Below are 26,217 nucleotides of genomic sequence, written 5' to 3'. Positions count from 1 at the left end.
CAGGGTCGGGCGCGCGCGTCCGGAGAAGCAAGGCACTTTCACAATCCCGGGACGGGGAAATGGACAAGGAAACGTTGATCCGGGCGGTGCGCGAAGCCGGGGTGGTGGGCGAGGGCGGAGCCGGTTTTCCGGCCCACGTCAAGTACGACACCCAGGTGGAGACCGTCATCGCCAACGGCTGCGAGTGCGAGCCGCTGCTCTATTCGGACCAGACCATCATGCTGCAGTACGCGGCCGAGGTGGTCCGGGGGCTCGCCGCCGTGCGGGACGCCGTGGGCGCGACCCGGGGCGTGATGGCCATCAAGGCCAAATACGTGGAACAGGCCGAGGCCTTCGCCGCGGCCATGCAGGGCACCGGGCTGGAACTGGCCCGGCTGGACAATTTCTATCCCGCCGGCGACGAACACATCCTCGTGCACGAGGTCACCGGCCGGACCATCCCGCCCCTGGGCCTGCCCAAGGAGGTCGGCGCGCTGGTGGCCAACGTCGGGTCCCTGTATTCGGTGGCCCGGGCCCTGGACGGCGCTCCCGTGACCCACAAGCTGGTCACCGTCACCGGCGAGGTGGCGCGGCCCTGCGTGCTGCGGGTGCCCGTGGGCACGGCCGTGTCCGAGTGTCTGGCCGCAGCGGGCGGCCCCGTCACGGCCGACCCCGTGCTGATCATGGGCGGCCCCATGATGGGGCGCTTCCTGGATTCCGCCGAGGCCCAGGCCAAGGCCGTGATCACCAAGACCAGCGGCGGGATCATCGTGCTGCCGCGCGGGCACCACCTGCACGCCATGGCCACCATGCCCGTGGAGGTCATGCAGCGCCGCGCCTCCGTGGCCTGCATCCAGTGCCGGTCCTGCACGGACCTCTGCCCGCGCCATCTCGTGGGCCACGGCTTCGAGACCCACAAGGTCATGCGCGCCTTCGGCGGCGGCAAGGACGCGGCCATGGGCGCCACGGCTGCCGCCCTGTGCAGCGAGTGCGGGGTCTGCGAGCTGTTCAGCTGCCCCATGGGCCTCTCGCCCCGGCGCATCAACGCGGCGCTCAAGGCCGCCTTCCGCCAGAGCAAGGTGGCCTACGAGGGCCCGCGCGAGGTGATCCCCGCGCAGACGGCCCTTCGGCCCCTGCGCAAGATCCCCACCCCGCGCCTGGTGGAGCGCGTGGGACTGGGCAGGTACATGGACATCCATCCGGAATTTTTGGGCGATCTGACGCCTGACACCGTTCGCATACCCCTCCTCCAACACATAGGGGCCCCTGCGGCCGCCCGGGTCCAGCCCGGGGACCGGGTCAACCCGGGCGACCGCATCGGGGACATCCCCGAGGGAGCCCTGGGCGCGGCGGTGCACGCCTCCATCGGCGGCGTGGTCCAGGCCGTGGACGCAACCATAACAATCAAAGGAGCCTAAAGGTGGTCGCCAGCATTCAGGCCGTCGGCATGATCGAGTTCAACAGCATCGCCACGGGCATCGAGGCCTCGGACGCCATGATCAAGGCCGCGAGCGTGGAGCCGCTGTTCATGAAGACCGTATGCCCGGGCAAGTTCGTGACCGCCGTGTACGCCGAGGTCGCCTCGGTGCAGGCCGCCGTGGACGCGGGCAAGGCCTGCGCGCAGGGCCTGGTCATGGACCATTTCGTGATCCCCAACATCAGCCCGTCGGTGATCCCGGCCCTGTCCTGCGCCGTGAACGTGGAGCGGGGTTCGGCCCTGGGGGTCATCGAGACCTTCACCGCCGCCTCCTGCATCGTGGCCGCGGACATCGCCGTGAAGACGGCGGACGTGAGCCTCGTGGAGGTGCGCATCGCGCTGGGTCTGGGCGGCAAGGCCTACACCCTGCTCACCGGGGACGTGGCCGCCGTGGAGCAGGCCGTCAAGGCCGGAGCGGGCACGGCCGCGAACCTGGGGCTTCTGGTGCGGGACGTGGTCATCCCGGGCGCGGCTCCGGAACTTTTGCAACATCTGGCCTGACCGGGCGGCCCTTCGGGCCCCCGGCGGCGCAAACCGTCGAGGTAGGAAATGGCGAGTCACGATGCACTGGGTTTTGTGGAGGTCATGGGCATGGCCGCGGCCATCGAGGTTTCGGACGTCATGGTCAAGACCGCCTGGGTCAACGTCAAGACTGTCTGCAACGCCGACGCCGGACTGCTGTCCGTGGTCTGCGAGGGCGAACTGGCCGCGTGCAAGGCCTCGGTGGACGCCGGGGCCGCTGCGGCCCAGGCCATGGGCGCGCTGCTGCGCACCAATCTCATTCCCCGGCCCGCAGAAGGGCTGGAGACCCTGGTCATGGACTACGCCGATTCGGTGACGACCAAGCCGCAGCCCGTCGAGGAGGAGGCCGCTCCGGTCGCCAAGCCGGCGGCCAAGCCCAAGGGCAAGGGCGGCAAGAAGTAGGCGATTTCTTTTACACCATTCACTAGGACAACAGGACAAGGAGAATCACAATGATGGATGCTTTGGGAATGATCGAGACCAGGGGCATGACCGCGCTTATCGAGGCCTCCGACGCCATGGTCAAGGCCGCTCGAGTTGAGCTGGTGGGCTACACCCAGATCGGCGCCGGTTACGTGACCGCGCTGGTGCGCGGCGACGTGGCCGCCTGCAAGGCCGCCACCGACGCCGGGGCCGCCGCCGCCAAGGCCGTGGGCGAGGTCATCGCCGTGCACGTGATCCCCAGGCCGCATGCGGATCTGGAAGCCATCTTCCCCCTGAAGAAGTAGCGCCCGCGCGCTCAAACGCCGCGCAACGGACCGCTCCGCACGAGGCGGACGCGCCCGGCGCGCAGGGAGAACGTTTATGGAACTGGGCAAGGTTGTGGGACAGGTCGTATCGACGGCCCGCGTCAAGGGTCTGCCGAACCAGACGCTGCTTCTGGTGGATCTGGTGGATGTCGAGGGCAACGTCCTCGACGGCAACCAGGTGGCTCTGGACGCCGTGGGCGCCGGGGAGGGCGAGATCGTTCTCCTGGCGCGCGGCAGTTCCGCTCGCCGCGTTCTGGACGACGCGGTTCCCATCGACCTGAGCGTGATCGGCATCGTGGACCAGATCACCTCGGGCAAGCGGGCCCTGTACGAGAAATAACGTCAACTGGAATACGGTGGTGCACCCATGTCCGTTCGACGGGAAGAGATTGAATCCATAGTGGCCGAGGTTCTCGGCCGGATAGGAGCCGCGGCTCCGGGCGTGGCCCCGGGCGCGGGACAAAACGACTGGGGCGTGTTCGAGACCCTGGACCAGGCCGTGGCCGCGGCCCAGGCCGCGTACCCGCGCATCGAGACCCTGGCCGTTCGCAACCGGGTCATCCGGGCCATCCGCGTGGCCGCCAAGGCCAACGCCCGCCGCCTGGCGGAAATGGCCGTGGGCGAGACCGGAATGGGCCGCATCGAGGACAAGGTGCGCAAGAATCTGCTGGTGGCCAGCCGGACCCCCGGGGCCGAGGTGCTTTCGCCCAACGCCATGTCCGGCGACATGGGCCTGACCCTGGTGGAGAACGCCCCCTGGGGCGTCATCGCCTCGGTGACCCCGTCCACCAACCCGGCGGCCACGGTCATCAACAACGCCATCAGCATGCTGGCGGGCGGCAACTCCGTGTGCTTCGCGCCGCATCCCTCGGCCAAGGAGACGACCCAGGAGGCCATCCGCATCCTGAACAAGGCCATCTTCGACGAGACCGGCATCAACAACCTGCTGGTCTGCGTGCGCAAGCCCACCATCGAGGCCGCCACCCAGCTGTTCACCTACCCGGGCATCGACCTTCTGGTGGTCACGGGCGGAGAAGGCGTGGTGGGCGCGGCCAAGGCCGCCACGGACAAGCGGCTCATCGCCGCCGGCGCGGGCAACCCGCCCGTGGTGGTGGACGAGACCGCGCACATCGCCCGCGCGGCCAGGAGCATCTACGACGGCGCGTCCTTCGACAACAACATCATCTGCGCCGACGAAAAGGAAGTGCTGGTGGTGGAGGCCGTGGCCGAGCAGCTCAAGACCGAGCTCAAGGCCTGCGGGGCCGTGGAGATATCCCGGGCCCAGGCCGAGAAGTTGGCCGAGACCGTGCTCCTGGACTACCCGGCCAAGCCCCGGGCCAACCCCAAATGGGTGGGCCGCGACGCCGCCGAGATCGCCAAGATCATCGGCCTGTCCGTGCCCGAGGAGTGCCGCCTGCTCATCGTGGACGCCGGTCCGGACAAGGACTTCGTGTTCGCCCGCGTGGAGCAGATGATGCCCATCCTGCCCCTGGTGCGCGCCCGCAACGTGGCCCAGGCCATCGACTGGGCCCTGGAGCTGGAGCGCAACCTGCACCATACCGCGGGCATGCACTCCACCAACATCGACAACATGCAGGAGATGGCCAAGCGCGCCAACACCAGCCTGTTCGTGAAGAACGGCCCGCACGTGGCCGGTCTGGGCGCGGGCGGCGAGGGCTGGACGTCCATGACCATCTCCACGCCCACGGGCGAGGGCGTGACCAACGCCAGGTCCTTTGTCCGCCTGCGGCGCTGCACCCTGGTGGGCAGCTTCCGCATCGTCTAGGAACATGCAGGACGTCTGGAAGCAAACCAACGCCAAGCTCGACAGGGCGGCGCGCATCCTCAACAACGAGGAGCGCGCCGCCGCGCCCGGGCCGGTGAGCGTGGGCGTGGACCTGGGCACCGCCGACGTGGTGCTCATGGTCCTGGACCGCAAGGGCCAGCCCCTGGCCTGCTTCCTGGAATGGGCCGAAGTGGTGCGCGACGGCGTGGTGGTGGACTTCATCGGCGCGGTGAACATCGTCAAGGACATGGTGGAGAAGGCCCAGGAACGCCTGGGCCTGCCCATCACCGAGGCGGCCACGTCCTTTCCCCCGGGAACGGATCCGCGCCTGTCCACCAACGTGCTGGAGCGGGCCGGGCTGGACGTGCGCGCCGTGAGCGACGAGCCCTCCTGCGTGGCCTCGCTGCTCAGGCTGGACAAGAGCGCGGTGGTGGACATCGGCGGCGGCACCACGGGCATCGCCGTCATCGACAAGGGCGAGGTCCTGTCCTGCGGCGACGAGCCCACGGGCGGCAGGCACATCTCCCTGGCCATAGCCGGGCACTACGGGGTGCCCATGGCCGAGGCCGAAAAGCGCAAGCGCCAGGCCGAGAAGTACGGCATCCTCGGGCTGGCCACGCCCACCCTGCAGCGGGTGGCGGACATCGTGGCCACGCACATACGCGGCCGCGACGTGGACCGCTTCGTGCTCACGGGCGGCACCTGCTGCCTGCCGGGCATGGACGCGGTGCTCTCGCGCGAGCTGGGCCTGCCCGCGTTGCTGCCGAGCCAGCCGCTGCTCCTCACACCCCTGGCCATAGCATCCCTGAAGTGAGACACGATCGCCCCAACCCTACGCGCCCCACACAGGCTGACGGCCCATGAAAATCCTAGTCATCAACTGCTCAGGCGGGACGCTCCGCTACCAACTCGTGGACACGGACCATTCGGAATCCCGGGCCTTGGGCGTGGTGGAGCGCATCGGCGAGCCCGGATGCCGCGTGACCCACTCGGCCTATCCCGAGTCCTGCCACGAGTACAAGTTGGCCTGGGACCAGGAATTGCCCAACCACGCCGCCGCCGTGGCCCTGGCCGTGGAATTGATCACCGACCCCGAGCACGGGGTGGTGGAGGCCGACGGCATCGACGCCGTGGGACACAGGATCGTGCACGGGGGCGAGGCCTTCACCCGGTCCGTGCTGGTGGACGACGCCGTGGTGGAGGGCATCCGCGCCACCATCCCCCTGGCGCCGCTGCACAATCCCCCGGCGCTGGAGGCCCTGGAGGCCGCGCGCGGGCTGTTCCCGAACACGCCCCACGTGGCGGCCTTCGACACGGCCTTCCACCGCACCCTGCCGCGCAGGGCCTATCTCTACGGCGTGCCCCTGGCCTGGTACGAGGAACTGGGCGTCAGGCGCTACGGGTTCCACGGCATGTCCCACGCCTGCGCCGTGCGCCGCGCGGCCCGGCTGTTGGGGCGCAGGCCCGAGGACTGCAATTTCATCACCGTGCACCTGGGCGACGGGGCCTCCCTGGCGGCCGTGCGCGGGGGCGAGAGCGTGGACACCTCCATGGGCATGACGCCCATGGCCGGGATGCTCATGGGCACGCGCTGCGGCGACGTGGACCCGGCGGTGATCTTCCACGTGGCCAATCGCACGGGCCTGCCGCTGACCCGCATCGAGGAGATCCTCTCCCGGGAGAGCGGGCTGGTGGGGCTGTGCGGGGCCAGCGACCCCCGCAACCTGCGCGAGCGGGCCGAGGCGGGCGACAAATGCGCGGGGCTGGCCCTGGAAATGTTCGTCTACCGCTGCCGGGCCTTCGTGGGTTCGTACTGCGCCGTGCTCGGCCGGGTGGACGCCCTGGTCTTCACCGCCTGCGTGGGCGGCGACGACCCCGAGGTGCGCAGGCTGGTCTGCGACGGGCTGGAAAACCTGGGAATCCATCTGAACGCCGAGGCCAACACGGCCCAGCAGAGCGGGCGGGGCGCGGACATCTCAGGGCCGGGGAGCCCGGTGCGCGTCCTGGTTGTGCCCACGGACGAGGCCTTGGAAATTGCCCGTCATACAGCTGAAATCCTGAAATATAACACTTGATAAGCGGACGTTTATTGGGCTATTCGCAAGAGTGGAACGATGCGCCTGGGTGGGCGCAAGGGCCCGTGGCGTGTCCAAAAACGCCACGCTCATCCTAACGAAAATACTGGCGGAATAGGAATATGACCAAACAGTGCATGACCCTGGGCGGCGACGACGGTTCGCTGCTGGCCGAGGTCAAGACCCGTTCCGGGCAGAATCCCGCCCGCTGCATGCAGTGCGGCAAGTGTACGGCGGGCTGTCCCGTGGGCCTGGACGCGGACATGCCGGTGAACGCCGTGCTGCGCCTGGTGCAGGAGGGCCGCCGCGAGGAGGCCCTGGGCAGCCGCTTCATCTGGCTCTGCGCCCAGTGCCGCACCTGCTCGGTGCGCTGCCCCCAGGAGATCGACGTGGCCGCCGTCATGGGCGCGCTGCGCGTCATGGCCTGGAAAGGCGGCTATGCGGCGGACAAGCGCGTGAAGACCTTTCTCAAGGCCTTCGTGGACTCCGTGGGCCGCTTCGGCCGGGTCCACGAGCTGGGCCTGATGGCCGAGTACGCCCTGCGCACGGGCCGCATGTTCGACGACCTGGAGCTGGCGCCCAAGGCCATCACCAAGCTCTCCATCCTGCCCCACACGACCCCCGGGGCCAAGGAGGTGCGGGACATCGTGCGCCGGGCCATGGCCGCCAAGCCCGACGAGGACAAGCCCAAGGCCGCCGACAAGGCCGGGGAGGAGCGGTCATGAGCCGGACCTACGCCTATTATCCGGGCTGTTCCCAGACGGGCACGGCCGTGGAGAACGACCTTTCCGTGCGCGCCGTGGCCCGGGCCCTGGACGTGGCGCTCACGGAAATCCCCGACTGGACCTGCTGCGGCTCGTCCCCGGCCCAGTCCGTGGACAAGACGCTGCTCGCCGCCCTGGCCGCGCGCAACCTGCGCCTGGTGGAGGACATGGGCCTGGCCGGGGTGGTCACGCCCTGCCCGAGCTGCCTGAAGGCCCTGAAGGTGGCCGGGGAGTACGTGGAGGACGAGAAGGGCCGGGGCCTGGTGGGCGGGCTCCTGGAGCGCATGCCCTCGGGATCCGTGCCCAGCGCCTCGGTGCTGCAGATCCTCGTGGAGGACGTGGGCCTGGAGGAGATCGCCTCGCGGGTGGTCCGACCGCTTGCGGGCCTCGTGGCCGCGCCGTACTACGGCTGCGTCATGACCCGCCCGCGCCGCCTCATGGGCTTCGACGCCGAGGACGACCCCGTGAGCATGGACAACCTGCTCGCGGCCCTGGGCGCGAAGGTGCCCGATTTTCCCTTCAAGGTGGAATGCTGCGGGGCCAGCTACGGCGTGCCCCGGCGCGGCATCGTCGAGCGCCAGTCCGGCCGCATCCTGGACATGGCGCGGCGGGTGGGGGCCACGGCCATCGTCACGGCCTGCCCCCTCTGCCATCAGAACCTGGACCTGCGCCAGGGCCAGGCCCTGCGCGCCCTGGGCGCGGACTTCACCATGCCCGTGCTCTACGTGACCCAGGCCCTGGGCCTGGCCCTGGGGCTTGAGCCCCGCGAGCTGGGGCTGGACCGCCACGCCGTGAAGGTGGACGAACTCTTGAAAACCGTATTCGAGGCCCCCGGGGCCGACGTACAGGACAACCGGGAGGCCGGATCATGCGCATAGGAGTCTTCGTCTGCCTCTGCGGCAGCAACATCGCCGCCACCGTGGACGTGGACAGGGTCGCGGAGATAGCCAAGGGCTATCCCGACGTGGTCTTCGCCAAGAGCGAGATGTACGCCTGTTCCGAGCCCGGCCAGATGGCCATCCGCGAGGCCATCACAGAGATGGGCCTGGAAGGCGTGGTCGTGGCCTCCTGTTCCCCGCGCATGCACGAGAACACCTTCCGCAAGGCCGTGGAGCGCGCGGGCATCAACCGCTACATGTTCGAGCAGGCCAACATCCGCGAGCACGTCTCCTGGGTCAGCAAGGACATGGAGAAGAACACGCGCAAGGCCGCCGAGCTGGTGCGCGCGGCCGTGGAGAAGCTGCGCCTGAACCGGGGGCTGACCGCCGCGACCTTCGAGGTCAACAAGCGGGCCCTGGTGGTGGGCGGCGGCGTGGCCGGCATCCAGGCGGCCCTGGACCTGGCCGAGGGCGGCCTGCAGGTGGTGCTGGTGGAGCGCGAGCCGTCCATCGGCGGCAAGATGGCCAAGCTGGACAAGACCTTCCCCACGGTGGACTGCTCGGCCTGCATCCTGGGCCCCAAGATGGTGGACGTGGCCCAGCATCCCAACATCACCCTGCACACCTATTCGGAGATCGAGGAGGTCTCGGGCTACGTGGGCAACTTCGAGGTCACGGTGCGCAAGAAGACCCCCTACGTGCACTGGGACGTCTGCACGGGCTGCGGCCTGTGCATGGAGAAGTGCCCGAGCCGCAAGAGCCCGGACCCCTTCAACGAGCACCTGGCGCCCACCACGGCCATCAACATCCCGTTCCCCCAGGCCATCCCCAAGAAGGCCCGCATCGACGCCTCGGCCTGCATCAAGCTGACCAGGGACAAGTGCGGGGCCTGCGCCAAGATCTGCCCAACCGGGGCCGTGGACTTCGGCCTCGAGGACCAGCTGGTCACGGAGAAGGTGGGCGCGGTGATCCTGGCCACGGGCTACGACCTCTTCGACCACGCCAAATATCCCGAGTACGGCGGGGGTAGGTACCCCGACGTGATCACCTCCATGCAGTACGAGCGCCTGCTCAACGCCTCGGGCCCCACGGGCGGGCACGTCAAGCGCCCCTCCGACGGGCGCGAGCCCAAGCGGGTGGTCTTCGTGCAGTGCGTGGGCTCGCGCGACCCGTCCAAGGGCCGCCCCTATTGCTCGGGCTTCTGCTGCATGTACACGGCCAAGCAGGCCATCCTGACCAAGGACCACATCCCGGGCGCGGAGGTCTACGTCTTTTACATAGACGTGCGCGCACCGGGCAAGATGTACGAGGAGTTCTACACCCGGGCCCGGGAGGAATACGGCGTGCGCTACGTGCGCGGCCGGGTCTCCAAGATCTGGGAGGTGGGCGACACGGTCACCGTGCAGGGCGCGGACACGCTCCTGCAGGCCCAGGTGGAGGTGGACGCCGACCTGGTGGTCCTGGCCGTGGGCGGCGAGCCCTCGGAAGGTGCGCGCAACCTTGCTGAAAAGCTGCGCATCTCCTACGACTCCTATGGATTCTTCATGGAAGGGCATCCCAAGCTGAGGCCCGTGGAGACCAACACGGCCGGGGTCTTCCTGGCCGGGGCCTGTCAGGGGCTGAAGGACATCCCGTCCTCCGTGGCCCAGGGCAGCGCGGCCGCGGCCAAGGCCCTGGTGCTCCTGTCCCGGGACAGGCTGGAGGCCGACCCCCAGGTGGCCCGCGTGAACTGGGCCCGCTGCATCGGCTGCGGCAAGTGCGCGCTGGTCTGTCCGTTCCAGGCCATCGAGATGACCGAGGACCGTTTCGGCGCGCCCAAGGCCAGGGTCATCGAATCCCTGTGCCAGGGCTGCGGGGTCTGCAACGTGGCCTGCATGGACAAGGCCGTGCAGCTTGATCATTTCACCGACGACCAGATTCTTGCGGGAGTGAAGGCGTTATGCCGGGAATGGAAGGAACAGAGCTGAAAATAATAGGTTTTCTCTGCAACTGGTGCTCATACGGCGGGGCGGACACCGCGGGGGTGTCGCGTTTCGACCAGCCCACTGACCTGCGGGTCATCCGCCTGCCCTGCACCGGCCGCATGGATCCGCTGTTCGTGCTGCGGTCCTTCATGGCCGGGGCCGACGGGGTGCTGGTTTCGGGCTGCCACCCCAACGACTGCCACTATACCTCGGGCAACTTCTACGCCCGGCGCAGGATGGAGCTGCTCAAGAACTTCATGCCCATCCTGGGCATCGAGCCGGACCGCTTCGAGTACACCTGGGTCTCGGCCTCGGAAGGGGCCAAATGGCAGGCCGTGGTCACGGGATTCACCAAGCGCATCCACGAGCTGGGGCCCGCGCCCCGCATCGTCGATCTGAAGGATGTGCCGCTGCGCTTCAAGGAGGGCATGGACGTATGGCCGAGCTGACCCAACTCAAGGAGGCGGTGGCCAAGGTGCTGCCCGAAGTGAAGTACGTCATCGCCTGGCAGCGGGGGCACCAGCCCCTGCGCTCCCGGCCGCTGTTCGTGCGCGGGCCCGAGGACATCGAGAAGATGATCTGGGACGAGACCTGCACCAACAACCTGGCCTCGTACCTCACCAGCCACAGGGGCGAGAAGATCGGCATCGTGGTCAAGGGCTGCGACAGCCGCTCGGTTATCGAGTTGTTGCAGGAGAAGCTCATCGCGCGCGACGACGTGGTGCTCATCGGCATGCCCTGCACGGGCATGTTCAGCCTGAACAAGATCCGCGCGCGCCTGGACCTCTCGCGCCTTGGGGCCGCCGATTGGGACCAGGAGTCCCTGCGCATCGCCACCCGCGACGGCGAGGAGCACTCCTTCCCCCGCGACGAGGTCCTGGCGGACCGCTGCCTGTCCTGCGCCTATCCCAATCCGCTGGCCTTCGACGTGCATGTGGGCGAGCCCCTGGAGCCCTGGGCCCCCAGGCAGCATACCTACGCCCGGGTCCAGGAGTTCGAGAAGCTGCCCATGGACCAGCGTTTCGAGTTCTGGCGGCGGGAGATGAACCGCTGTGTGCGCTGCTACGCCTGCCGCAACGCCTGCCCCCTGTGCGTTTGCAAGGACCACTGCATCGCCGAGTCGCGCCAGCCGCACTACCAGTCCCAGGAGGCCGACGTCTGCGAGAAGTGGTTCTTCCAGATGATCCACGCCATGCACACAGCCGGGCGCTGCACCCAATGCGGGGCCTGCGAGCGGGCCTGCCCCATGGACATCCCGGTGCTGTTGCTCAAGAAGAAGATGGCGCAGGTGGTCGAGGACCTGTTCGAATACGAGGCGGGCATCGACCAGACCGCCGTGCCGCCGCTGCTTACCTTCCAGCTGGAGGAGCGGCATATCGAGGAGAAGAAATGGTGAGCGCCCAACTGTTTTTCCTGCCCCGGGACGCCATGGCGGGCTGGCTCGGAGGGCTGACCGAGGGCATGCGCGTGATGGTTCCCGTGCGCGAGGGCAACGCCGTTGTCTACGCGGAGTTCGACCCCGGGCGGCCCATGATCCTGGACAGCCAGACTGCGGCCAGCCCCAAGCACGTGATCTTCCCGCAGAACGAGTACCTTCTGGAGTACCGCCTCTCGCGCGACACCGACGAGGAAGGCCACCGGGCCGTGGAGCTGCACGCGGAATATCCCAGCCAGAAGACCCTGGTCTTCGGGGCCAGCCCCTGCGGCGCGCGCGGCCTGGCCACCCTGGACCCCGTGTTCCTGGAAGGAGCCGTGGTGGACCCGTACTTCAAGGCCCGGCGGGAGGCCAGCGTCATCGCCACGGTGGTCTGTACCTCCCCGGGGGACGCCTGCTTCTGCCACTGGGTGGGCGGTTCGCCCGACGATCCCACGGGTTCGGACCTGCGTCTGACCCCCGTCGCCGGCGGCTATCTGCTGGAAGTGGTCACGGACAAGGGCGGGGCGCTCCTCAAGGTCCGGCCCCTGGAGGCCGCCACGCCCGAACAGCGGGACGAGGCCGCCGCCGTGGTGGCCAAGGTCCTGGAGGGCCTGGAGCCCGGCCCGGATCTTTCGGAAAGCCCGGACTGGCTCCAGGCGTCCTTCGACGACCTGGAGTTGTGGAAGCGGGTCTCCGAGGCCTGCATCTCCTGCGGGGCCTGCACCTACAACTGCCCCACCTGCTACTGCTTCAACATCACCGACGAGGCCTCGGGCCTGGCCGGGGAGCGGCTGCGCAGCTGGGATTCGTGTATGTTCGCCCACTACACGCGCGAGGCCAGCGGGCACAACCCGCGGCCCACCAAGGAGTACCGCTACCGCAACAGGGTCCTGCACAAGTTCTGCTATTACCCGCGCCTGTACGGCGGCCAGAAGGGCTGCACGGGCTGCGGCCGTTGCATACACCTCTGCCCCGCGGGCCTGGACATCCGGGAGGTTCTCCTCCGGGTCAAGGAGCGCGGCATGGAGAATACCGGTGACTGAGCTTCCCAACCCCTATCTTCCGGACCTGGCCACCATCATCGAGGTGGTGGAGGAAACCGAGACCATCAAGACCTTCCGCGTGGTCCTGGACAACGAGGACAAGATGCGCACCTTCACCTTCATCCCCGGACAGGTGGCGCAGCTCTCCGTGTTCGGCACGGGCGAGAGCACCTTCGTCATCAACTCCTCGCCCACGCGGATGGACTACCTGCAGTTCAGCGTGATGAAGACCGGCGAGGTGACCACGCGCCTGCACACCCTGTCCGCCGGGGACCACGTGGGCGTTCGCGCGCCCCTGGGCAACGGCTTCGACATCGAGTCCATGCGCGGCAAGAACCTGCTTTTCGTGGGCGGCGGCATCGGCATGGCCCCGCTGCGCACCCTCATCGTCTACGTGCTGGACAACCGCGACCAGTTCGGGGACGTGTCCATCTTCTACGGCGCGCGAGGCCCGGCGGACTTTTGCTTCAAAGAGGACCTGGAGGCCTGGGAGGCGCGCGAAGACGTGATGATGCTGCGCACCGTGGACAGCACCTGCGACTTGTGGGGCGGCTGCGTGGGCCTGGTGCCCAACGTGCTCCTGGAGCGGCGGCCCTCGTCCGAGAACTGCGTGGCCATCACCTGCGGCCCGCCCATCATGATCAAGTTCGCCATGAAGGCGCTGTTCGAGCTGGGTTTTCCGCCCGAGCGCATCGTGACCACCCTGGAGAAGCGCATGAAGTGCGGGGTGGGCCTGTGCGGGCGCTGCAACATCGGGCACAAGTTCGTGTGCAAGGACGGCCCCGTGTTTACCAAGGCCGAATTGGACGAGCTGCCTCAGGAATTCTAGATATTCGGGCCGTGGCGTCGGGGTGGCGCCCCGACCCGGAGAGGGTCGGCATTGCGGACCGGAGGCGGCGGGGTGGCCGCTGAGGGCCGGGAGATTTCTCTCCCGGCCCTTTTTATTGGGAGGGGAGTGGACTGGGGAGGGGAGTCGTGGCGCAAAACCACTTCTGCCCTCCCGCCCGCCCACCGCGTTCCCTCGCGGGTAGGGCGTTGGTTTGTCGGGAGTGAAGGGGGAGGTGACGCGGCCGCGCCCCATGCGGGTACGGGGGGCTTCGCTTCGGGGGTTGCCACCCAGGTCGCTGCGCCCCCCGCACCCGCATGGGGCGCTGGGAAGTGGCGGTGGTGCGGTCCCTCAATGATTCTTCCCCTCGTGTCGCGGCACAGGTGATGCCGCCCCGTCGCACGAGCCCGGCTTCGCTTCGCTGATTTCCATCACAGCCGCTACGCCGGGCAGCGCGCCGGGGCTTGGGGAGTCCCGGAGGGCGGGGCGCGAGTAGCGTTACGGTCCGGGGCTGAGAATCATAGCATGGATCATGCGGAGGGATTTGGAGTCCTTGATGGCGTGGCACGAGTAATGCGGTAGGCCATGGAAAAGAACCCTCGTATCGGGCAATGCCCACGGATACCGACCCTCATCCGCTCAACGTCCAAGCTCATCAGCCGACTTCAACGGCGCACATCCATACCCACCCCGGAAATCGGGACCGTAAAGCGAATTCCCGGGCGTACCGTGTAGCCCGAGGAATTACGCAGGGACCGCCTGCACCCTCGACGTCATGACCCAGCGACCATTCTCTTCCAGCAACGTGCCTCTCGGACGCACATCCCCACCCCCCGCATCGGGGCGATAGGGGCGACGCGGAGGCGTATCGCGTAGCCCCGCCAAAGCCCCTGCCCCGCCGACACGTGCGGCCTTCTTGGGAAGACAAACCTTGGCGTTACCCATGGCTCTAAGGGTGCGGTATCGCCTCCACTTTAAGAGGGGGCAGGGGAGTGCAGAGGGGCCTGGGGGGTTCGCCCCCCGGCCCCTTTGCCAGCTGGTTCTAAAGCGCAAGCTTTAGAACCAGCTGTTCCCCCCCAACGAATTTCCCCGCCCGAACCCCCAGCCTCACCCACTCCAACAAAAAGCCGGGAATTCCCCAAATCCATCTTGACAATGAAATTCAATCTCAACTAATAACAACCCCACAACAACCAACTACCCCCCCAGGAGACTCCCATGCCCAAAGTCCTGATCGTCTACGGCTCCACCACCGGCAACACAGAAACCGTCGCCGACGGCGTGGCCCATGCCCTGGAGCAGGGCGGGGCCGCGGTGAAGGTTCGCAATGTCTCCGACGTCTCCGCCCCGGGGTTGGCCGAAGGCTACGACGCCGTGCTCTTCGGTTGCTCCACCTGGGGCGACGAGGACGTCGAGCTCCAGGACGATTTCGTGCCTTTGTACGAGGATCTGGAGAGCGCGGGCCTGGACGGCGTGAAGGTGGCGGTGTTCGGGTGCGGGGATTCCTCCTACACCCATTTCTGCGGCGCGGTGGACGCCATCGAGGAGAAGGCCTCCAACCTGGGGGCGAAGATCATCGTGGATTCCCTGAAGATCGACGGCGACCCGGACAACGGCGAGGTCGAGTCCTGGGGCGGTTCGGTGGCCGCGAGACTGTAGTCCTCCGCTTCGGCCGGGGCGGCCTTGCACCCCGTCCCGGCCCCTGCGGCCCCCCCGGCGAAAGCCCGCCGGGGGGGCTCTTCTTCAGACCCCCATTACCCCTTTGAGCTGGACGAATACCTCGTGGTCCCCGGGATGGCGCGTGACCGCGTGCACGTCCTCCAGCTTCTCAACCTGGGAAATCATCTGCTGCAGCCGGTTCTGGTCCTCCACCAGGAGCCAGATGCGGCTCTGGGAGCCGTCGCCCAGGGGCATGCAGGCGATGCCCTCCACGTTGTAGGCCCGGCGGGAAAACAGGCCGCAGACGTGGCTCATGACGCCGGGATGGTTGTTCACGGACAGCTCCAGCACGGTGAGCCCGGACTGGGCGGCGGCATTGGCGTCATGCGTCGGCATGTTCGACTCCTTTTTCGGTGCCCTGGATCATTTCGCGGTTGGCCGCTCCCGGAGGCACGAAGGGATAGACGTTGTCGTCAGCCTGGACCCGGAGGCGGATGAGGCTCGGGCCGGGCTCCGCGAAGGCCCGGTGCAGGGCCATCATGGGGTCGGGCAGGCCCGTGAGGTCGCAGGCCGCCAGGCCGAAGCCCCGGGCCACGGCCGCGAAGTCCGTGCCCCTGGTGTAGCTGGTGGCGAAGCGGTTGTCGTCGAAGAGCAGTTCCTGGAGCTGCTGCACCAGGCCCAGGGCCTGGTTGTCCGCGAGCACGATCTTCAGGTTCACGCCCTGCTCGGCGGCGGTGGCCAGCTCCTGGATGTTCATCAGCAGGCTGCCGTCGCCCGTGAAGCAGACCACCGTGCGCTCGGGCCGGGCCAGGGCCGCGCCGATGGCCGCGGGCAGGCCGAAGCCCATGGTGCCCAGGCCCCCGGAGGTCAGCCAGCGGCCGGGTTTCTTGAAGGGGAAGGCCTGGGCCGTGCGCATCTGATGCTGGCCCACGTCCGTGGCGATGATGTCGTCCTCGTCCAGCAGCCCGGCCACGGCCTTGATGATGCCGTAGGAGCTGGTGGGGTCGTCGGCGTGGGGCAGGATCATGGGATGGGCGGCGCGCAGCCTGCGCACCGTGTCCAGCCAGGGCTGGCGGCGGTCATGCGCGACCATGGGCAGGACGCGGGTCAGGAACTGGGCGGCGTCGGCGGTGACGCCCAGGCGCGTGGCCTTGATCTTGTCCAGCTCGCAGGGGTCGATGTCCACGTGCAGGATGCGCGCGCCCGGGCAGAACTGGTCGACCTTGCCCGTGGCGCGGTCGTCGAAGCGCGCGCCCAGGGCGATGAGCAGGTCGCATTCCTCGAGGATCATGTTGGTGTAGGGCGCGGCGTGCATGCCCAGCATGCCCAGGCACAACGGATGCTCCGAGGGCAGGGCGCCCAGGCCCATGAGGGTGCAGGCCACGGGGATGGAGGCCTGCTCCGCCAGGGTGCGCACCAGGCGCGCGGCCCCGGACTGGATGACTCCGCCGCCCGCGTAGATCAGGGGCCGCTCCGCCGTGTTGATCATGGCCGCCGCGGCCTGCAGGGCGCCGTCGGATATCTCGGGGCGCGGGTCGGCGCGGCCGGGCTCGGGCCAGGATTCGAAGGTCAGGCTGGCGGTCTGCACGTCGCGGGGGATGTCCACGAGCACCGGCCCGGGGCGGCCCGAGGCGGCGATGCGGAAGGCCTCGGGGATGATGGTCAGCAGGTCCTCGACGGAGCGCACCAGGAAGTTGTGCTTGGTGGCCGCGATGCTCATGCCGTAGGTGTCCACTTCCTGGAAGGCGTCGGTGCCGATCAGGGTCCGGGCCACCTGCCCGGTGATGCAGACCAGGGGCACGGAGTCCAGCTTGGCGTCAGCCAGGGCCGTGAGGGTGTTGGTGGCTCCCGGGCCGGAAGTGGCCAGGAAGACCTGGGGCGAGCCCGTGGCCCGGGCCATGCCCTGGGCCATGAATCCCGCGCCCTGCTCGTGGCGGGCCAGGACGTGGCGGATGAGCCTGCTGCGCGACAGGGCGTCGTACAGGGGCAGGTTGGCCCCGCCCGGGATGCCCGGGATGATGCGGATCGCCTGCCGTTCCAGAAGCCCGACGACGGCTTCGGCTCCTGTCATGATGTGCATGATCGGCCTCCTTGATGTTCCGCGGTGCGGCGGCGGGAGGCCTCCCCATGGAAGGCGAAACACCCCGCCGGCTCGCGCCGACGGGGTGTGAAATTCAGTTCTGCCTTGAACTTTGGAGAATTTGCCCGCTACAGCGCCAGCGCGTTGTGGTCGCGTACTACGACCACTACGTTTACGAGGACCCCGGTTAGGGCGAGGGCGGACAGGCGTTGCATGGGAATCTCCATTGAAAATTTGATGCTTAAAGAACATCGCTACCCGCATTCCGGGTGCTCGTCAAGAGGATGGCGGAAATTTCAGCTCTTTTTGTGCGTTTTCGCCCGGGCGTGAGGCGGGTTGTCGCGCATGAAGCGCCCGGGCGGCGCGCCCACGGCGCGGGCGAAGGCCTTGGTGAAATGGCTCTGGTCCGCGAAGCCGCAGGCCAGGGCCGTGTCCGCCAGGGACGTGCCCTGGTCCAGGAGATCCAGGGCCTGGCGGATGCGGCAGTGCAGGCGGAAGTCCGCCGGGGACATGCCCGTGCCGGAGACGAACAGGCGCTGCAGATGGAACTTGCTCAGGCGCGCCACCCGCGCCAGGTCGTCCAGGCTGTGGGGCGCGGCGGGGTCCCGGGCGATGGCGCTCGCGGCCCGGCGCACCCCGCCGTGGTCCTGTGGCGTTACGGCGTCTCCGGGGCCCGTGTCCGCCGCGCGGGCCACGAGGTCCAGAAGGGCGGGCAGGGCGGCCTCGCGCTCGGCCAGGTTCGCTGGGTCCGGGGGCAGCAGGCCGAGGAACGCGTCCAGGACCCGCGCGGCCCCCGGGTCGGCCACGCGGGGCCCGGAAACCGCGCCCAGGTCCGGGCGCACCCCGGCGGGCAGGCAAAGCAGGCGGTAGGAATGGGGCCCGTCCCCGGTCCGGCAGGAGTGGCCCCGGTCCGGCGGGATCACGAACAGTTCCCCGGCGCGCACCGGGGTTTCGCGCCCGTGCATCCGGACCAGGCGCAGGCCCCGGTCCACCATGCCGACCACCAGGCAGCTGTGGGCGTGGCGCGGGAACGCGCCGTCCACGTCCAGGCCGATCACGGCGCTGATTCCCTGGTCCGGGACCGGGATCACGCGCACGCTGCTGGCGCCTCGGCTGTGCTTCGCGGATGCCATGCGGGCTTCGCGCTCCTTTTCCTTCCGGGCCGGGCCCCGGCCGCCTACTTCAGGGGCGGGCTGAAGGTCGCCACCAGGGTCACGCCCCGGGGGCCAGCGGTCACGCTGTGCCGCACTCCCTGGGGCATGACGGCCATCTCCCCGGGCCGGTAGGCGAGTTCGTTTCCGTCCACGATGCACACGGCCGCGCCCGCGGCCACCTGATGCAGTTCGGTCTGCTCGGGGTGCGCGTGGTCCTTGAGGACGCAGCCCGGCTCCACGCGCACCAGGTGGCAGGAAAACCTGCCCTGCGTGTCCGCGCCGAGCACTAGGTCCTTGAGGCTGACACCCGCGAACGCGGGATGGGCGTTCCAGGGGCGGCCTTCCACGGCGTGGCGGCCCGAGGGCGCGGCCACGCAGCCGCATTCGATGGCATGGATATCGTTCATTGGGGTCCTCCTTGGGTTGATGTCCATGGAGGCCTTGTGCCCTGCGCGGGGGCCGGCGGTCTTGTCCGATCTTGCGGAAACCGGGGCGGGGCGGCGTGGGCTTTGACGCGCAAGCGGCCGGGGATGTATGATCGGGGAAGACGCGCGCGCCGTCCGGGTCGTCCGGCGGGCCGCGCTTGTGTTTTTTCCCCTGCAGCAGAAGCGGAGGCCGCCGTGACGGACGAAACCGTGAATTTGGAGTCCCTGGATACGGAAGAATTAATCGGCAGACTGGAAGGCGGCCTGTATTCCCTGTTCATGGGCGACGAGCAGTATGCGGACCTGGTGAAGGTGGCCGCCGCCCTGGGGCTCAAGGATTTCGTGGCCAACAGGATGCAGGGCCGGGACAGGGCCGAGGTCCTGCTGCTCTTCGCGGACGGCGAACAGATCATCTCCGAGTTCCTGGGCTATGCCGCTGACAAGGGCCTGCTGGAACTGGAGGAGGACGAGGACTAGTCCTTGTCCTCGGGTACGCCCCAGGCGTAGCCGTTGTCCTTCATGCAGCGGCCCACGGCGGCCTCCAGCTCCTCGTCGGAGGGGGTCAGGAGCGTGACCGTGCCGTCGCCGTTGTCCTTGTGCGTGGCTTCCCAGACGCAGTTGTCCCGGTCGATGTCCATGCGCTCCTTGGTGAAGCCCTTCTTGTGCCAACCCTCGCTGGGGCCGCCGAAGCAGCCGGGGAGCATGAGCAGTGAGAGGGCCAGGAGGACGGCGGTGACGCGGGTCATGGGACACTCCGTGGTTGTGGGTGTGCAAGATGGCCGGGTGGCCGTGAGGGACCATTTCTCATAATCCGGGGCCCAGGTCAAAGGACCGCCGGACAAGACAAGAGCCCCTCCTGGCCTCGCCAAGGGGGGCTCTCGCTTGCAAAAGGGGCATCCGGCCCGGCGCCGGCTCTTCAGCCGAGATCGTCCAGGATGGTCCCCGAGCCGGTGTACACCGCGCTGAGGACGCTTTTTTGGAAGTCGTAATCCGAGTTGTGACCCCCCATCGGGTCGTCGTTCATGTAGTCCAGGGTCTTGGTCACCACCTGGGCCCCGAAGGTGTCCGCGCTGAAGCTCAGCAGCTCCCCGCTGCCGAAGCCTCCGGCCACGTCGAGGCCGCCGTCGATGGGTATGCTCATGGTTTCTCCCCTCCTTGGCCGCCACGGCACGCAATACCGCCTTTCCCTTCTTATCGGCAAAAGCCGCAGGAGCTTTAGGGGTAAAATCGAACGGGTGCGGGAAACGGGCGGCGGGCCGGCGAGAGACCCGGGGCCGGGAAGGGCGGCGCGCACGCCGCGCGGGGGCTTCAGGCGCTGTAGCGCCGCAGGGTGCTCAGGAGCTGGGTGTACTTGAAGGGTTTCTCGATGAGGTCGTCGATGCCCGCGGACTCGTACTCGGGCAGCTCCCCGTGGCTGAAGCCCGACAGCGCGATGATGGGCACCCTCTGGGCTTGGTCCTCGGCCGCCCGGATGCGCCTGGTGGCTTCCAGGCCGTCCATGCCCGGCATCTTTATGTCCATGAACACGATGTCGAAGGGTTGCCCGGAGAAGGCTTCCAGGGCGGCGGCGCCGTTGGTCACGGCGGTGACGCGGTGCCCGTGGTCCTCCAGGGTGATGCGGGCGCTCTCCCTTGTGACGCATTCGTCCTCGGCCAGGAGAATATGCATAAGCTTTCCTTCATGTTCCGTTTTAACGGCTGGGATTCCGCAAATTTCAGCGGTTCACAGGGGTTTTTTAAATTTTCCTCTCGTTATACGGATTCTGGAATCGTGTCAAGGGGGGCGGCGGGATTGGACGCACGGGAAGCGCAATTTTGGGGACGGAGCGTCGGAAATGCGAAATACCCCTAGTCAGCATTGCGGGATTTAATTATAAGCCGAGATAAGTCGGACCATCAATTTATAGCTTTGGAGGTAGAGACATGGCGATCAGGATCGATGAAGACGAATGCATGGGCTGTGAATCCTGCGTGGAGCTGTGCCCGGACGTGTTCGAGATGAACGACGACGGGGACAAGGCCGTGGTCAAGGATCCGGGCAGTTCCGCCGACTGTGTGGACGAGGCCATCGATTCCTGTCCCGCGGAAGCGATTTCCAGGGACTAGGCGTGTGCCAGTGAAGAGGACCGGCCCCCGCGCGGGGCCGGTTTTTTCGCGGTCGGCCCCGGTCCGGAAGAAGCGATTCAGCCCAAGGAGGCCCCATGCCCGAAGCCAATGGATGCGATCTCTCCAAGTATCTTATCGAAGTGCCCGAGGGGGCAGACTACGCTAGACTCAGGTCCATTCCCTTTTTCGGCGTGTTCTCGGACGACGACGCCCTGGACGCGGTCTGCCGGGGCGGGACCTGGCTGGGCTGCCCGGCGGGAGTGAAGCTGATGCGCGAGGGCGACATGGGGCACGATTTCTTCGTGCTCCTGGAGGGCGCGGCCGAGGTCCGCAAGGACGGCAAGGTCCTGGGCGCGGCGATCCGGGGCGAGATGCTGGGGGAGATGGGCGCGTTCCTGCACGAGAAGCGCTCGGCCGACGCCGTGACCACGGCCAACTGCATCCTCTTCCAGCTGCACGTCACGGCGCTGAACAACCTGCCCCTGGCCGTGGTCTTCCCGCTCATGGTCCATGTCTACCGCATCACGGCCAAGCGGTTGCAGGCGGCGGATCGCAAGCTCTCCATGATGTAGCGGCGGCGGGCTGTCCATAAGCGCACGTCCGCTGCGTTGCTGCGGGAAATTGAAACCCTCGTGTATGGGAATACACGTCGGCCTTCAATTTCCCTTGCGCCTTGCGACCGCACGCTTCTGAACAGCCCGCCGGGCTTGTGCCTGGGGGAAGTCCATCTAGTAGGGAAAGGGAAGAGGCTCCCCGTAGCGGGGAGCTTTTGCTTTGGGAGGGTCAGAGGCCCTTGGCCATGAGGGCCACGGCCTTGTCGTGGTCCTCGGGGTAGCGCAGGCCGCCCCGGTCCACGATGAGGCCGGGGGAGAGGCCATCGGAGCGCGGGTCGTCCAAGGGCGCGATGATCCAGGAGCCCGTGCCGTCGTCGCCCACGACCATGTCCCGGTCCTGTTCCAGGGCCAGGCTCCTGGCCCGCTTGAGGGTCGCCTTCAAATCCATGTGATACGCAGCCTGTGGCGAGGGGTTCGCGAACGGCGCGGGAATGCGTCGCCCGTGGCGCGCGGCCGGTGGCGGAGCCCGGGTCGCGAGGGCGCACGATAGCAGCCGCGCACCAGGCGCGCAACAATCTCGCGGGGCGCGTGCCGTGGAGGATGCGGAACGGTCAGTGCTGGGCGCGGCGTTCCGCCGCGTGCGGCACGGCCAGATGCGGCGGCGGGGCCGCGCGCAGGGTCCGCAGGGTGGCGCCCAGGATTTCGGCCCGCAGATCCGGGCGCGGGGCCAGGGCCTCGGCCATGCGCGCGAGTTCCTGCGCGTCCGGGAACCAGTAGTGGGGCTCCTGGCTGAACTTCGTCGCCCGGGGCTCCGGGCGCGCCTCCGGTTCCAGAAGGCAGGGGCCGCGCAGGGCCACCAGGGACATGTTCATGGTCACGGGGGCGCCCGCGGGGTCGAAGCTCACGCGCGCGCACTGCATCAGGATCAATTCCCGCGCCCCGTCCGCGCGCGGGCGCACGTGGGCCAGGGCGAAGTGGACCGTGCGGCCCGCCAACTCGGGGAATCTCTCCGTTCCGGAAAACAACTTGCCCCACAGGGAGGCGGGCGCGACGCGCATGGCTCCCTGAAGGGAAATAAGGGGTTTGCAGATGGTGTTCATGACTCGAAGCCCTGGCCGGTCCTCCCGCCGTTTCGCCCCGGCGTCGGCGCATCCGTCCGTGAAACGCCGCCCGGTGCCGGGGATTTTTGAATTGTCCCCTTGTTACCAGTTCAAGGACATTACGGCAAGGGGGCGGGGAGAAATCCGGGCCTCGCGGGGGCGGGGGCGATTTCTGACGTGGCAGGCCGGGAACGGCCCCGGCGTCTTGCGGGGCGCTGCTTGCGGGGCGGGCGCGGCCGGGGAACCCGACGGTCCGCTTCGGATGATACCGCCCGGAATCCTTCACGCTCCGTGAAGAGTGGATCCGACTCTGGCATATCTCAATTTTTTATTGTACAATTTCGGGAAACCCTGGGCGGCGCCCTGGGTGCCGCATGATCCTCCAACGACGATTCAAAACAATTCATAAGTGTTAGCAGGGGGCACTACGAGCGGAACCGATGAAGAAACTTACAGAGATTTTTTGGTGTTTGCGTTGGCCGTGCCCTTCGGCCCCTGTCCGAGCCCGGCCGCCGCGGAAGACCTGGTGGTGACGTACCGGGCCCCGGAGAGCCCCGGGGACACTCGCTACGATTACGACAACCGCGTCCTGGCCCTGGCCCTGGAAAAGACGCGCGGCGCATGGGGGGCTACGGGCTGGTTCCCAGCCCGGCCATGAATTTTTCCCGGGCCCTGCACATGCTGGAAACCGGCGAACTCGTGAACCCGATGTTCAAGCATTCGCCCAACGACGAGATGTGCGCCAGGCTTCCCCATGCGGCTTTTCCCGTGGACCTGGGCATCGTCAGCTACAGGCTGTTCTTCGTCTCCCCGGAAATCAACCGCGCCCTGGATCGCGTCCATACCCTGGGCGACTTGCGGGCCTTCAGCATCGGCCTGGGCTGCGGGTGGCTGGACGTGGACATCCTGCGCCGGGCCGGGTTGGACGTCGTGGCCGTGCCAGACTACGCCTGCCTGTTCAAGATGGTCTCCCAGGGACGTTTCGACCTGCTCTCGCGCGGCGTCAACGAGGTCAAAGGCGAATACGAGCATTACCGTCCGTTGTGGGAGTTCGAGATGAACCAGCGCCTGGGGCTCTACTACAAGCTGCCGTGTTTCTTCTTCACGGACAGGGACGGCGGCGAGGCCGCGCGCCGGGTCCAGGAGGGCCTGGAGATCGCATACCGCGACGGCTCGCTGCAAAAGCTCTGGGAGCTGGAATACCGCGAGAGCCTCGATTTTGCGCGTCTTGAGGACAAGGTCTTCTTCGAGATCGCCAATCTCTTCCTGAAAACCCTCGACACGGGCTGCGAACGCTATTTCTTCCGGCGGCCGGGCCACGGGCGGGAGCAGGCCCGCCAGGGCGGCCCATAGGGAGCGAACCGGTCCCGCGCCGTCCTTCGTGTCGTGCCCGGCCCTCCCGGCCGGGCATTTTTTGTCGTCTGGACATCCCGGGGTGAATCTGTTTTATTGTATACGTTGTGGAGTATTTCGTTCTTTGCTGACGGACTGCGGTCGTATCGTTCGTTTTCATGCTCGTCGGAAAAGCAATGTGATATTGCATGTCGCGCATGGAGCGATGGGCCGATTCGTCCAGTATCGTCCTTGACGAGGGCGTGTTGCGGTGTCGCCGCCAGGGGGGGATGACATGGTGCGCCGGGGAATGCCGTTTTCCGGTTCTTTGTGCAGGGCGGGCGTGCTCCGCGTGGCGGCGGTGGCGCTTACGGTGTTTTTCTTCGCCGTGCTTCCGGTCCGCCAGGCGTGTGCCCAGGGTGTTTCGCCCTGCCTGAACCAGGGCGCGAAATGGCGCATAGCCTATTATGAAGGCGGGCCATGGGCGGATTACGAGAGTTCGCTCCGGGCCACGGTCCAGGCGCTCATGGACATGGGCTGGATCGAGCCCGCGCCCTTGCCCCGCTGCCGGGGGGGCGCAGGCACCGCCACGCTCTGGAAGTGGCTGTCCACCGAGGCCAAAAGCGATTATCTCGTCTTTCCCAGGGACGGCTTTCTCTCCGCCCACTGGGAGGACGGGCTGCGCAGGGAGAACAGGGACCTGATGCTCGGGCTGCTGGCCCAGGAGCGCTATGACCTGGTCTGGGCCCTGGGGTCCTGGGCGGGGTTGGACCTGGTCAACAACGACCATCGGGTGCCGACCATGGTCATGTCCACCTCCAGCCCCGTGACCGCCGGGATCATCCCCTACGTCGGGGATTCGGGCTACGACCACGTGCACGTGCGCACCGACCCCACGTGCGTGCTGCGCCAGATCCTGCTGTTCCACGACATCTTCAAGTTCTCGCGGCTGGGGCTGATCTACGAAGAGACCGTGCACGGCAGGGCCTACGCCTATCTGAACGAGATGAAGGCCGCGGCCCGGCTGGGCGGGTTCGAATTGGTGACCTGCCAGGCCCCCAATGCGAACAGCCCCATGGACACCGTGCTGGCCATGCAGAAATACGTGGCTTGCGCCAGGAAGCTGGCCCCGGAGGTGAACGCGTTCGTCTACGACGACCACACGGGCGCGATGCCCTCCCACGTGGGGCAGACGCTTCCGATCTTCGCGCGGTTCCGCGTGCCCACATGGTCCACCCGGGGCCCCGATCTGGTGGAGCGCGGGGTGCTCATGTCCATTGCCGAGGGGGATTTCGACCAGGTGGGCAGGTTCTACGCCCAGACCATGGCCCAGATTCTCAATGGCGCACGCCCTCGGGACCTGGACCAGATCTTCGACTCCCATTTCCGGCTGGCGATCAACATGAAGACGGCCGAATTCATTGGATACGACCCGCCGCCCGAATTGGTCGATACCGCGGGCAGCGTCGTCAACACCATCGATCCGCCGTGGGAGCCGGAGGCCGGGCAATAGGCCTCGGCCGCCATTTCGAAGTCGAAGATTTCAATTCGCCGTCGGGCGAGAATTCATTCCAAGAGCCATGCTTCCGCATCATGGATGTTCTGGAACGTGCGGCTCACTATTCCCCGGTTTCTCAACAAGGTTTCCGTGAACCGAATCTCTTCATAGTTGGCTGAAGTGATCTCGATCCAGGCGATCCTGTATTCGCGGATCCGATCCAGGCCCGTAAAGTAGTTGACGAACTCAAGCTCATTCTGGAGAGACCAGGAATTCGACCGTTCGCATATCCCAAGAATTTTCTTCTGCCCTGAGTCGACGCATTCCTTGAGCACGGATTCCCACATCCGCTTGGCGACCTCAAAATCCACTTCGCCGCGCAGGTCCATTTCCACGTATCCGTGCCTTCGAGATATGGTAAATGCCGCGCCCATAGGGAAATTCTCCTAACGATAAACATGGATTGCGCGGAATTTTTTGTCAACCGGTCATGAGGTTGTTCCGGCTGCGTCGGAGAGGGGGGTGGGGGGCGAAAATTGGGGCTTCTGTCTGAGGCTAGCCGCAGTATTCCTTCCTGGTCATGCCCAAGCGCTGCAAGGTGGCTCGGCTAAGAGGTGGGGTTGTTTTTTGGGGGAGGGAGGCAGTGGCGCCAATTTAGGGTGCCTCCTGTATCTGGAAGCGGTTCAGGGTCGAAGCAGTCTATCAGTTCGGAGTATACGTCCCTAGGCGGTTTGTCGAAGATTCTAACTGTCTTGCCTGTGCTGAGATGGTTATCACCTGACAGTAGGCCATGAAATGAGCGTGGTCATGCCGCCCTTGGTTGGGGTACG

Annotated in this window: 31 protein-coding genes; 21 read left to right on the top strand and 10 right to left on the bottom strand. The window is 67.2% G+C overall.

All coding sequences use genetic code 11. From position 1 onward, the window contains the following. Window positions 1-59: 59 nt before the first annotated feature. The 16 genes from ACYYG1_RS15325 (at window position 60) to ACYYG1_RS15250 (ending at window position 15,139) form a co-directional block, all read left to right on the top strand. A complete protein-coding gene (locus ACYYG1_RS15325) occupies window positions 60-1,397 on the top strand; it encodes a 4Fe-4S dicluster domain-containing protein (protein WP_461211209.1) in 1,338 nt (445 codons plus the stop codon). Window positions 1,398-1,399: 2 nt separating this feature from the next. Beyond that, the gene (locus ACYYG1_RS15320) at window positions 1,400-1,957 is read left to right on the top strand and encodes a BMC domain-containing protein (RefSeq protein ID WP_461211208.1); all 558 of its coding nucleotides are present in this window, start codon (window positions 1,400-1,402) and stop codon (window positions 1,955-1,957) included. A 48-nt stretch (window positions 1,958-2,005) separates the two neighbouring features. Continuing rightward, window positions 2,006-2,380, top strand: coding sequence for a BMC domain-containing protein (locus ACYYG1_RS15315; protein WP_461211207.1), 375 nt, complete (start codon window positions 2,006-2,008; stop codon window positions 2,378-2,380). Between the two features lie 53 nt (window positions 2,381-2,433). Beyond that, the gene (gene eutM, locus ACYYG1_RS15310) at window positions 2,434-2,706 is read left to right on the top strand and encodes an ethanolamine utilization microcompartment protein EutM (protein ID WP_461211221.1); all 273 of its coding nucleotides are present in this window, start codon (window positions 2,434-2,436) and stop codon (window positions 2,704-2,706) included. A 76-nt stretch (window positions 2,707-2,782) separates the two neighbouring features. Beyond that, entirely contained in the window at window positions 2,783-3,067 is a 285-nt protein-coding gene (locus tag ACYYG1_RS15305) for a EutN/CcmL family microcompartment protein (protein ID WP_461211206.1), read from the top strand. 27 nt (window positions 3,068-3,094) lie between these two features. Then, on the top strand, window positions 3,095-4,513 hold the full coding sequence (locus tag ACYYG1_RS15300; protein WP_461211205.1) for an aldehyde dehydrogenase family protein: 1,419 nt from the start codon (window positions 3,095-3,097) through the stop codon (window positions 4,511-4,513). Between the two features lie 4 nt (window positions 4,514-4,517). Beyond that, window positions 4,518-5,327 (top strand): ethanolamine utilization protein EutJ, encoded by an 810-nt coding sequence (gene eutJ / locus ACYYG1_RS15295; protein WP_461211204.1) that lies wholly within the window; start codon window positions 4,518-4,520, stop codon window positions 5,325-5,327. A gap of 46 nt (window positions 5,328-5,373) precedes the next feature. Continuing rightward, window positions 5,374-6,588 (top strand): acetate kinase, encoded by a 1,215-nt coding sequence (locus ACYYG1_RS15290; protein ID WP_461211203.1) that lies wholly within the window; start codon window positions 5,374-5,376, stop codon window positions 6,586-6,588. A 122-nt stretch (window positions 6,589-6,710) separates the two neighbouring features. Further along, window positions 6,711-7,313, top strand: coding sequence for a 4Fe-4S dicluster domain-containing protein (locus tag ACYYG1_RS15285; RefSeq protein ID WP_461211202.1), 603 nt, complete (start codon window positions 6,711-6,713; stop codon window positions 7,311-7,313). After that, window positions 7,310-8,230: a CoB--CoM heterodisulfide reductase iron-sulfur subunit B family protein gene (locus ACYYG1_RS15280; protein ID WP_461211201.1), complete on the top strand. Its 921-nt coding sequence runs from the start codon at window positions 7,310-7,312 to the stop codon at window positions 8,228-8,230. The genes ACYYG1_RS15285 and ACYYG1_RS15280 overlap by 4 nt, the downstream gene beginning before the upstream one ends. After that, window positions 8,221-10,197 (top strand): 4Fe-4S dicluster domain-containing protein, encoded by a 1,977-nt coding sequence (locus ACYYG1_RS15275; protein WP_461211200.1) that lies wholly within the window; start codon window positions 8,221-8,223, stop codon window positions 10,195-10,197. Before ACYYG1_RS15280 ends, ACYYG1_RS15275 begins: the two co-directional genes overlap by 10 nt. Next, window positions 10,170-10,643, top strand: coding sequence for a hydrogenase iron-sulfur subunit (locus ACYYG1_RS15270; RefSeq protein WP_461211199.1), 474 nt, complete (start codon window positions 10,170-10,172; stop codon window positions 10,641-10,643). The genes ACYYG1_RS15275 and ACYYG1_RS15270 overlap by 28 nt, the downstream gene beginning before the upstream one ends. Next, the gene (locus ACYYG1_RS15265) at window positions 10,631-11,590 is read left to right on the top strand and encodes a 4Fe-4S binding protein (protein ID WP_461211198.1); all 960 of its coding nucleotides are present in this window, start codon (window positions 10,631-10,633) and stop codon (window positions 11,588-11,590) included. The genes ACYYG1_RS15270 and ACYYG1_RS15265 overlap by 13 nt, the downstream gene beginning before the upstream one ends. Then, window positions 11,584-12,654: a 4Fe-4S dicluster domain-containing protein gene (locus ACYYG1_RS15260; RefSeq protein WP_461211197.1), complete on the top strand. Its 1,071-nt coding sequence runs from the start codon at window positions 11,584-11,586 to the stop codon at window positions 12,652-12,654. The genes ACYYG1_RS15265 and ACYYG1_RS15260 overlap by 7 nt, the downstream gene beginning before the upstream one ends. Further along, window positions 12,647-13,483, top strand: a complete 837-nt coding sequence (locus ACYYG1_RS15255; RefSeq protein WP_461211196.1) for an FAD/NAD(P)-binding protein — start codon at window positions 12,647-12,649, stop codon at window positions 13,481-13,483. Before ACYYG1_RS15260 ends, ACYYG1_RS15255 begins: the two co-directional genes overlap by 8 nt. A gap of 1,215 nt (window positions 13,484-14,698) precedes the next feature. After that, the gene (locus ACYYG1_RS15250; RefSeq protein ID WP_461211195.1) at window positions 14,699-15,139 is read left to right on the top strand and encodes a flavodoxin; all 441 of its coding nucleotides are present in this window, start codon (window positions 14,699-14,701) and stop codon (window positions 15,137-15,139) included. An 84-nt stretch (window positions 15,140-15,223) separates the two neighbouring features. Here ACYYG1_RS15250 and ilvN read toward each other — a convergent pair whose 3' ends face one another. The 4 genes from ilvN to ACYYG1_RS15230 form a co-directional block, all read right to left on the bottom strand. Next, window positions 15,224-15,535, bottom strand: coding sequence for an acetolactate synthase small subunit (gene ilvN, locus ACYYG1_RS15245; RefSeq protein WP_461211194.1), 312 nt, complete (start codon window positions 15,533-15,535; stop codon window positions 15,224-15,226). Beyond that, window positions 15,522-17,219, bottom strand: a complete 1,698-nt coding sequence (ilvB, locus tag ACYYG1_RS15240; RefSeq protein ID WP_461211193.1) for an acetolactate synthase large subunit — start codon at window positions 17,217-17,219, stop codon at window positions 15,522-15,524. The genes ilvN and ilvB overlap by 14 nt, the downstream gene beginning before the upstream one ends. A gap of 296 nt (window positions 17,220-17,515) precedes the next feature. Continuing rightward, window positions 17,516-18,352 (bottom strand): helix-turn-helix domain-containing protein, encoded by an 837-nt coding sequence (locus ACYYG1_RS15235; protein ID WP_461211192.1) that lies wholly within the window; start codon window positions 18,350-18,352, stop codon window positions 17,516-17,518. A 44-nt stretch (window positions 18,353-18,396) separates the two neighbouring features. Further along, the gene (locus tag ACYYG1_RS15230) at window positions 18,397-18,780 is read right to left on the bottom strand and encodes a cupin domain-containing protein (RefSeq protein ID WP_461211191.1); all 384 of its coding nucleotides are present in this window, start codon (window positions 18,778-18,780) and stop codon (window positions 18,397-18,399) included. Between the two features lie 213 nt (window positions 18,781-18,993). Here ACYYG1_RS15230 and ACYYG1_RS15225 point away from each other — a divergent pair, with 213 nt between their 5' ends. Then, a complete protein-coding gene (locus tag ACYYG1_RS15225; RefSeq protein ID WP_461211190.1) occupies window positions 18,994-19,275 on the top strand; it encodes a hypothetical protein in 282 nt (93 codons plus the stop codon). Here the strand turns inward: ACYYG1_RS15225 and ACYYG1_RS15220 are convergent. The 3 genes from ACYYG1_RS15220 to ACYYG1_RS15210 form a co-directional block, all read right to left on the bottom strand. Beyond that, window positions 19,272-19,544 (bottom strand): hypothetical protein, encoded by a 273-nt coding sequence (locus ACYYG1_RS15220; RefSeq protein ID WP_461211189.1) that lies wholly within the window; start codon window positions 19,542-19,544, stop codon window positions 19,272-19,274. The two genes, ACYYG1_RS15225 and ACYYG1_RS15220, sit on opposite strands and share 4 nt — an antisense overlap. 170 nt (window positions 19,545-19,714) lie before the next feature. Further along, window positions 19,715-19,939, bottom strand: coding sequence for a hypothetical protein (locus tag ACYYG1_RS15215; RefSeq protein ID WP_461211188.1), 225 nt, complete (start codon window positions 19,937-19,939; stop codon window positions 19,715-19,717). 167 nt (window positions 19,940-20,106) lie between these two features. After that, window positions 20,107-20,466: a response regulator gene (locus tag ACYYG1_RS15210; RefSeq protein WP_461211187.1), complete on the bottom strand. Its 360-nt coding sequence runs from the start codon at window positions 20,464-20,466 to the stop codon at window positions 20,107-20,109. Between the two features lie 254 nt (window positions 20,467-20,720). On the opposite strand from ACYYG1_RS15210, the gene ACYYG1_RS15205 reads away from it, so the two are divergent. Both ACYYG1_RS15205 and ACYYG1_RS15200 read left to right on the top strand, forming a co-directional pair. Then, window positions 20,721-20,903, top strand: coding sequence for a ferredoxin (locus tag ACYYG1_RS15205; RefSeq protein ID WP_461211186.1), 183 nt, complete (start codon window positions 20,721-20,723; stop codon window positions 20,901-20,903). 95 nt (window positions 20,904-20,998) lie between these two features. Then, window positions 20,999-21,475 (top strand): Crp/Fnr family transcriptional regulator, encoded by a 477-nt coding sequence (locus ACYYG1_RS15200; protein WP_461211185.1) that lies wholly within the window; start codon window positions 20,999-21,001, stop codon window positions 21,473-21,475. Between the two features lie 211 nt (window positions 21,476-21,686). Here ACYYG1_RS15200 and ACYYG1_RS15195 read toward each other — a convergent pair whose 3' ends face one another. Both ACYYG1_RS15195 and ACYYG1_RS15190 read right to left on the bottom strand, forming a co-directional pair. Then, window positions 21,687-21,905: a hypothetical protein gene (locus tag ACYYG1_RS15195; protein WP_461211184.1), complete on the bottom strand. Its 219-nt coding sequence runs from the start codon at window positions 21,903-21,905 to the stop codon at window positions 21,687-21,689. Window positions 21,906-22,068: 163 nt separating this feature from the next. Continuing rightward, window positions 22,069-22,515, bottom strand: coding sequence for a hypothetical protein (locus ACYYG1_RS15190; protein WP_461211183.1), 447 nt, complete (start codon window positions 22,513-22,515; stop codon window positions 22,069-22,071). Between the two features lie 663 nt (window positions 22,516-23,178). Between ACYYG1_RS15190 and ACYYG1_RS15185 the strand changes: the two genes are divergently transcribed. Both ACYYG1_RS15185 and ACYYG1_RS15180 read left to right on the top strand, forming a co-directional pair. Then, window positions 23,179-23,910: a hypothetical protein gene (locus tag ACYYG1_RS15185; protein WP_461211182.1), complete on the top strand. Its 732-nt coding sequence runs from the start codon at window positions 23,179-23,181 to the stop codon at window positions 23,908-23,910. A 274-nt stretch (window positions 23,911-24,184) separates the two neighbouring features. Next, on the top strand, window positions 24,185-25,402 hold the full coding sequence (locus tag ACYYG1_RS15180) for an ABC transporter substrate binding protein (RefSeq protein ID WP_461211181.1): 1,218 nt from the start codon (window positions 24,185-24,187) through the stop codon (window positions 25,400-25,402). A gap of 53 nt (window positions 25,403-25,455) precedes the next feature. Here ACYYG1_RS15180 and ACYYG1_RS15175 read toward each other — a convergent pair whose 3' ends face one another. After that, entirely contained in the window at window positions 25,456-25,821 is a 366-nt protein-coding gene (locus ACYYG1_RS15175; RefSeq protein ID WP_461211180.1) for a hypothetical protein, read from the bottom strand. Window positions 25,822-26,217 lie beyond the last annotated feature (396 nt).

The sequence above is a fragment of the Desulfocurvus sp. DL1XJH-121 genome (assembly GCF_054819825.1).
This window is presented reverse-complemented; position numbering and strand designations above follow the sequence as displayed.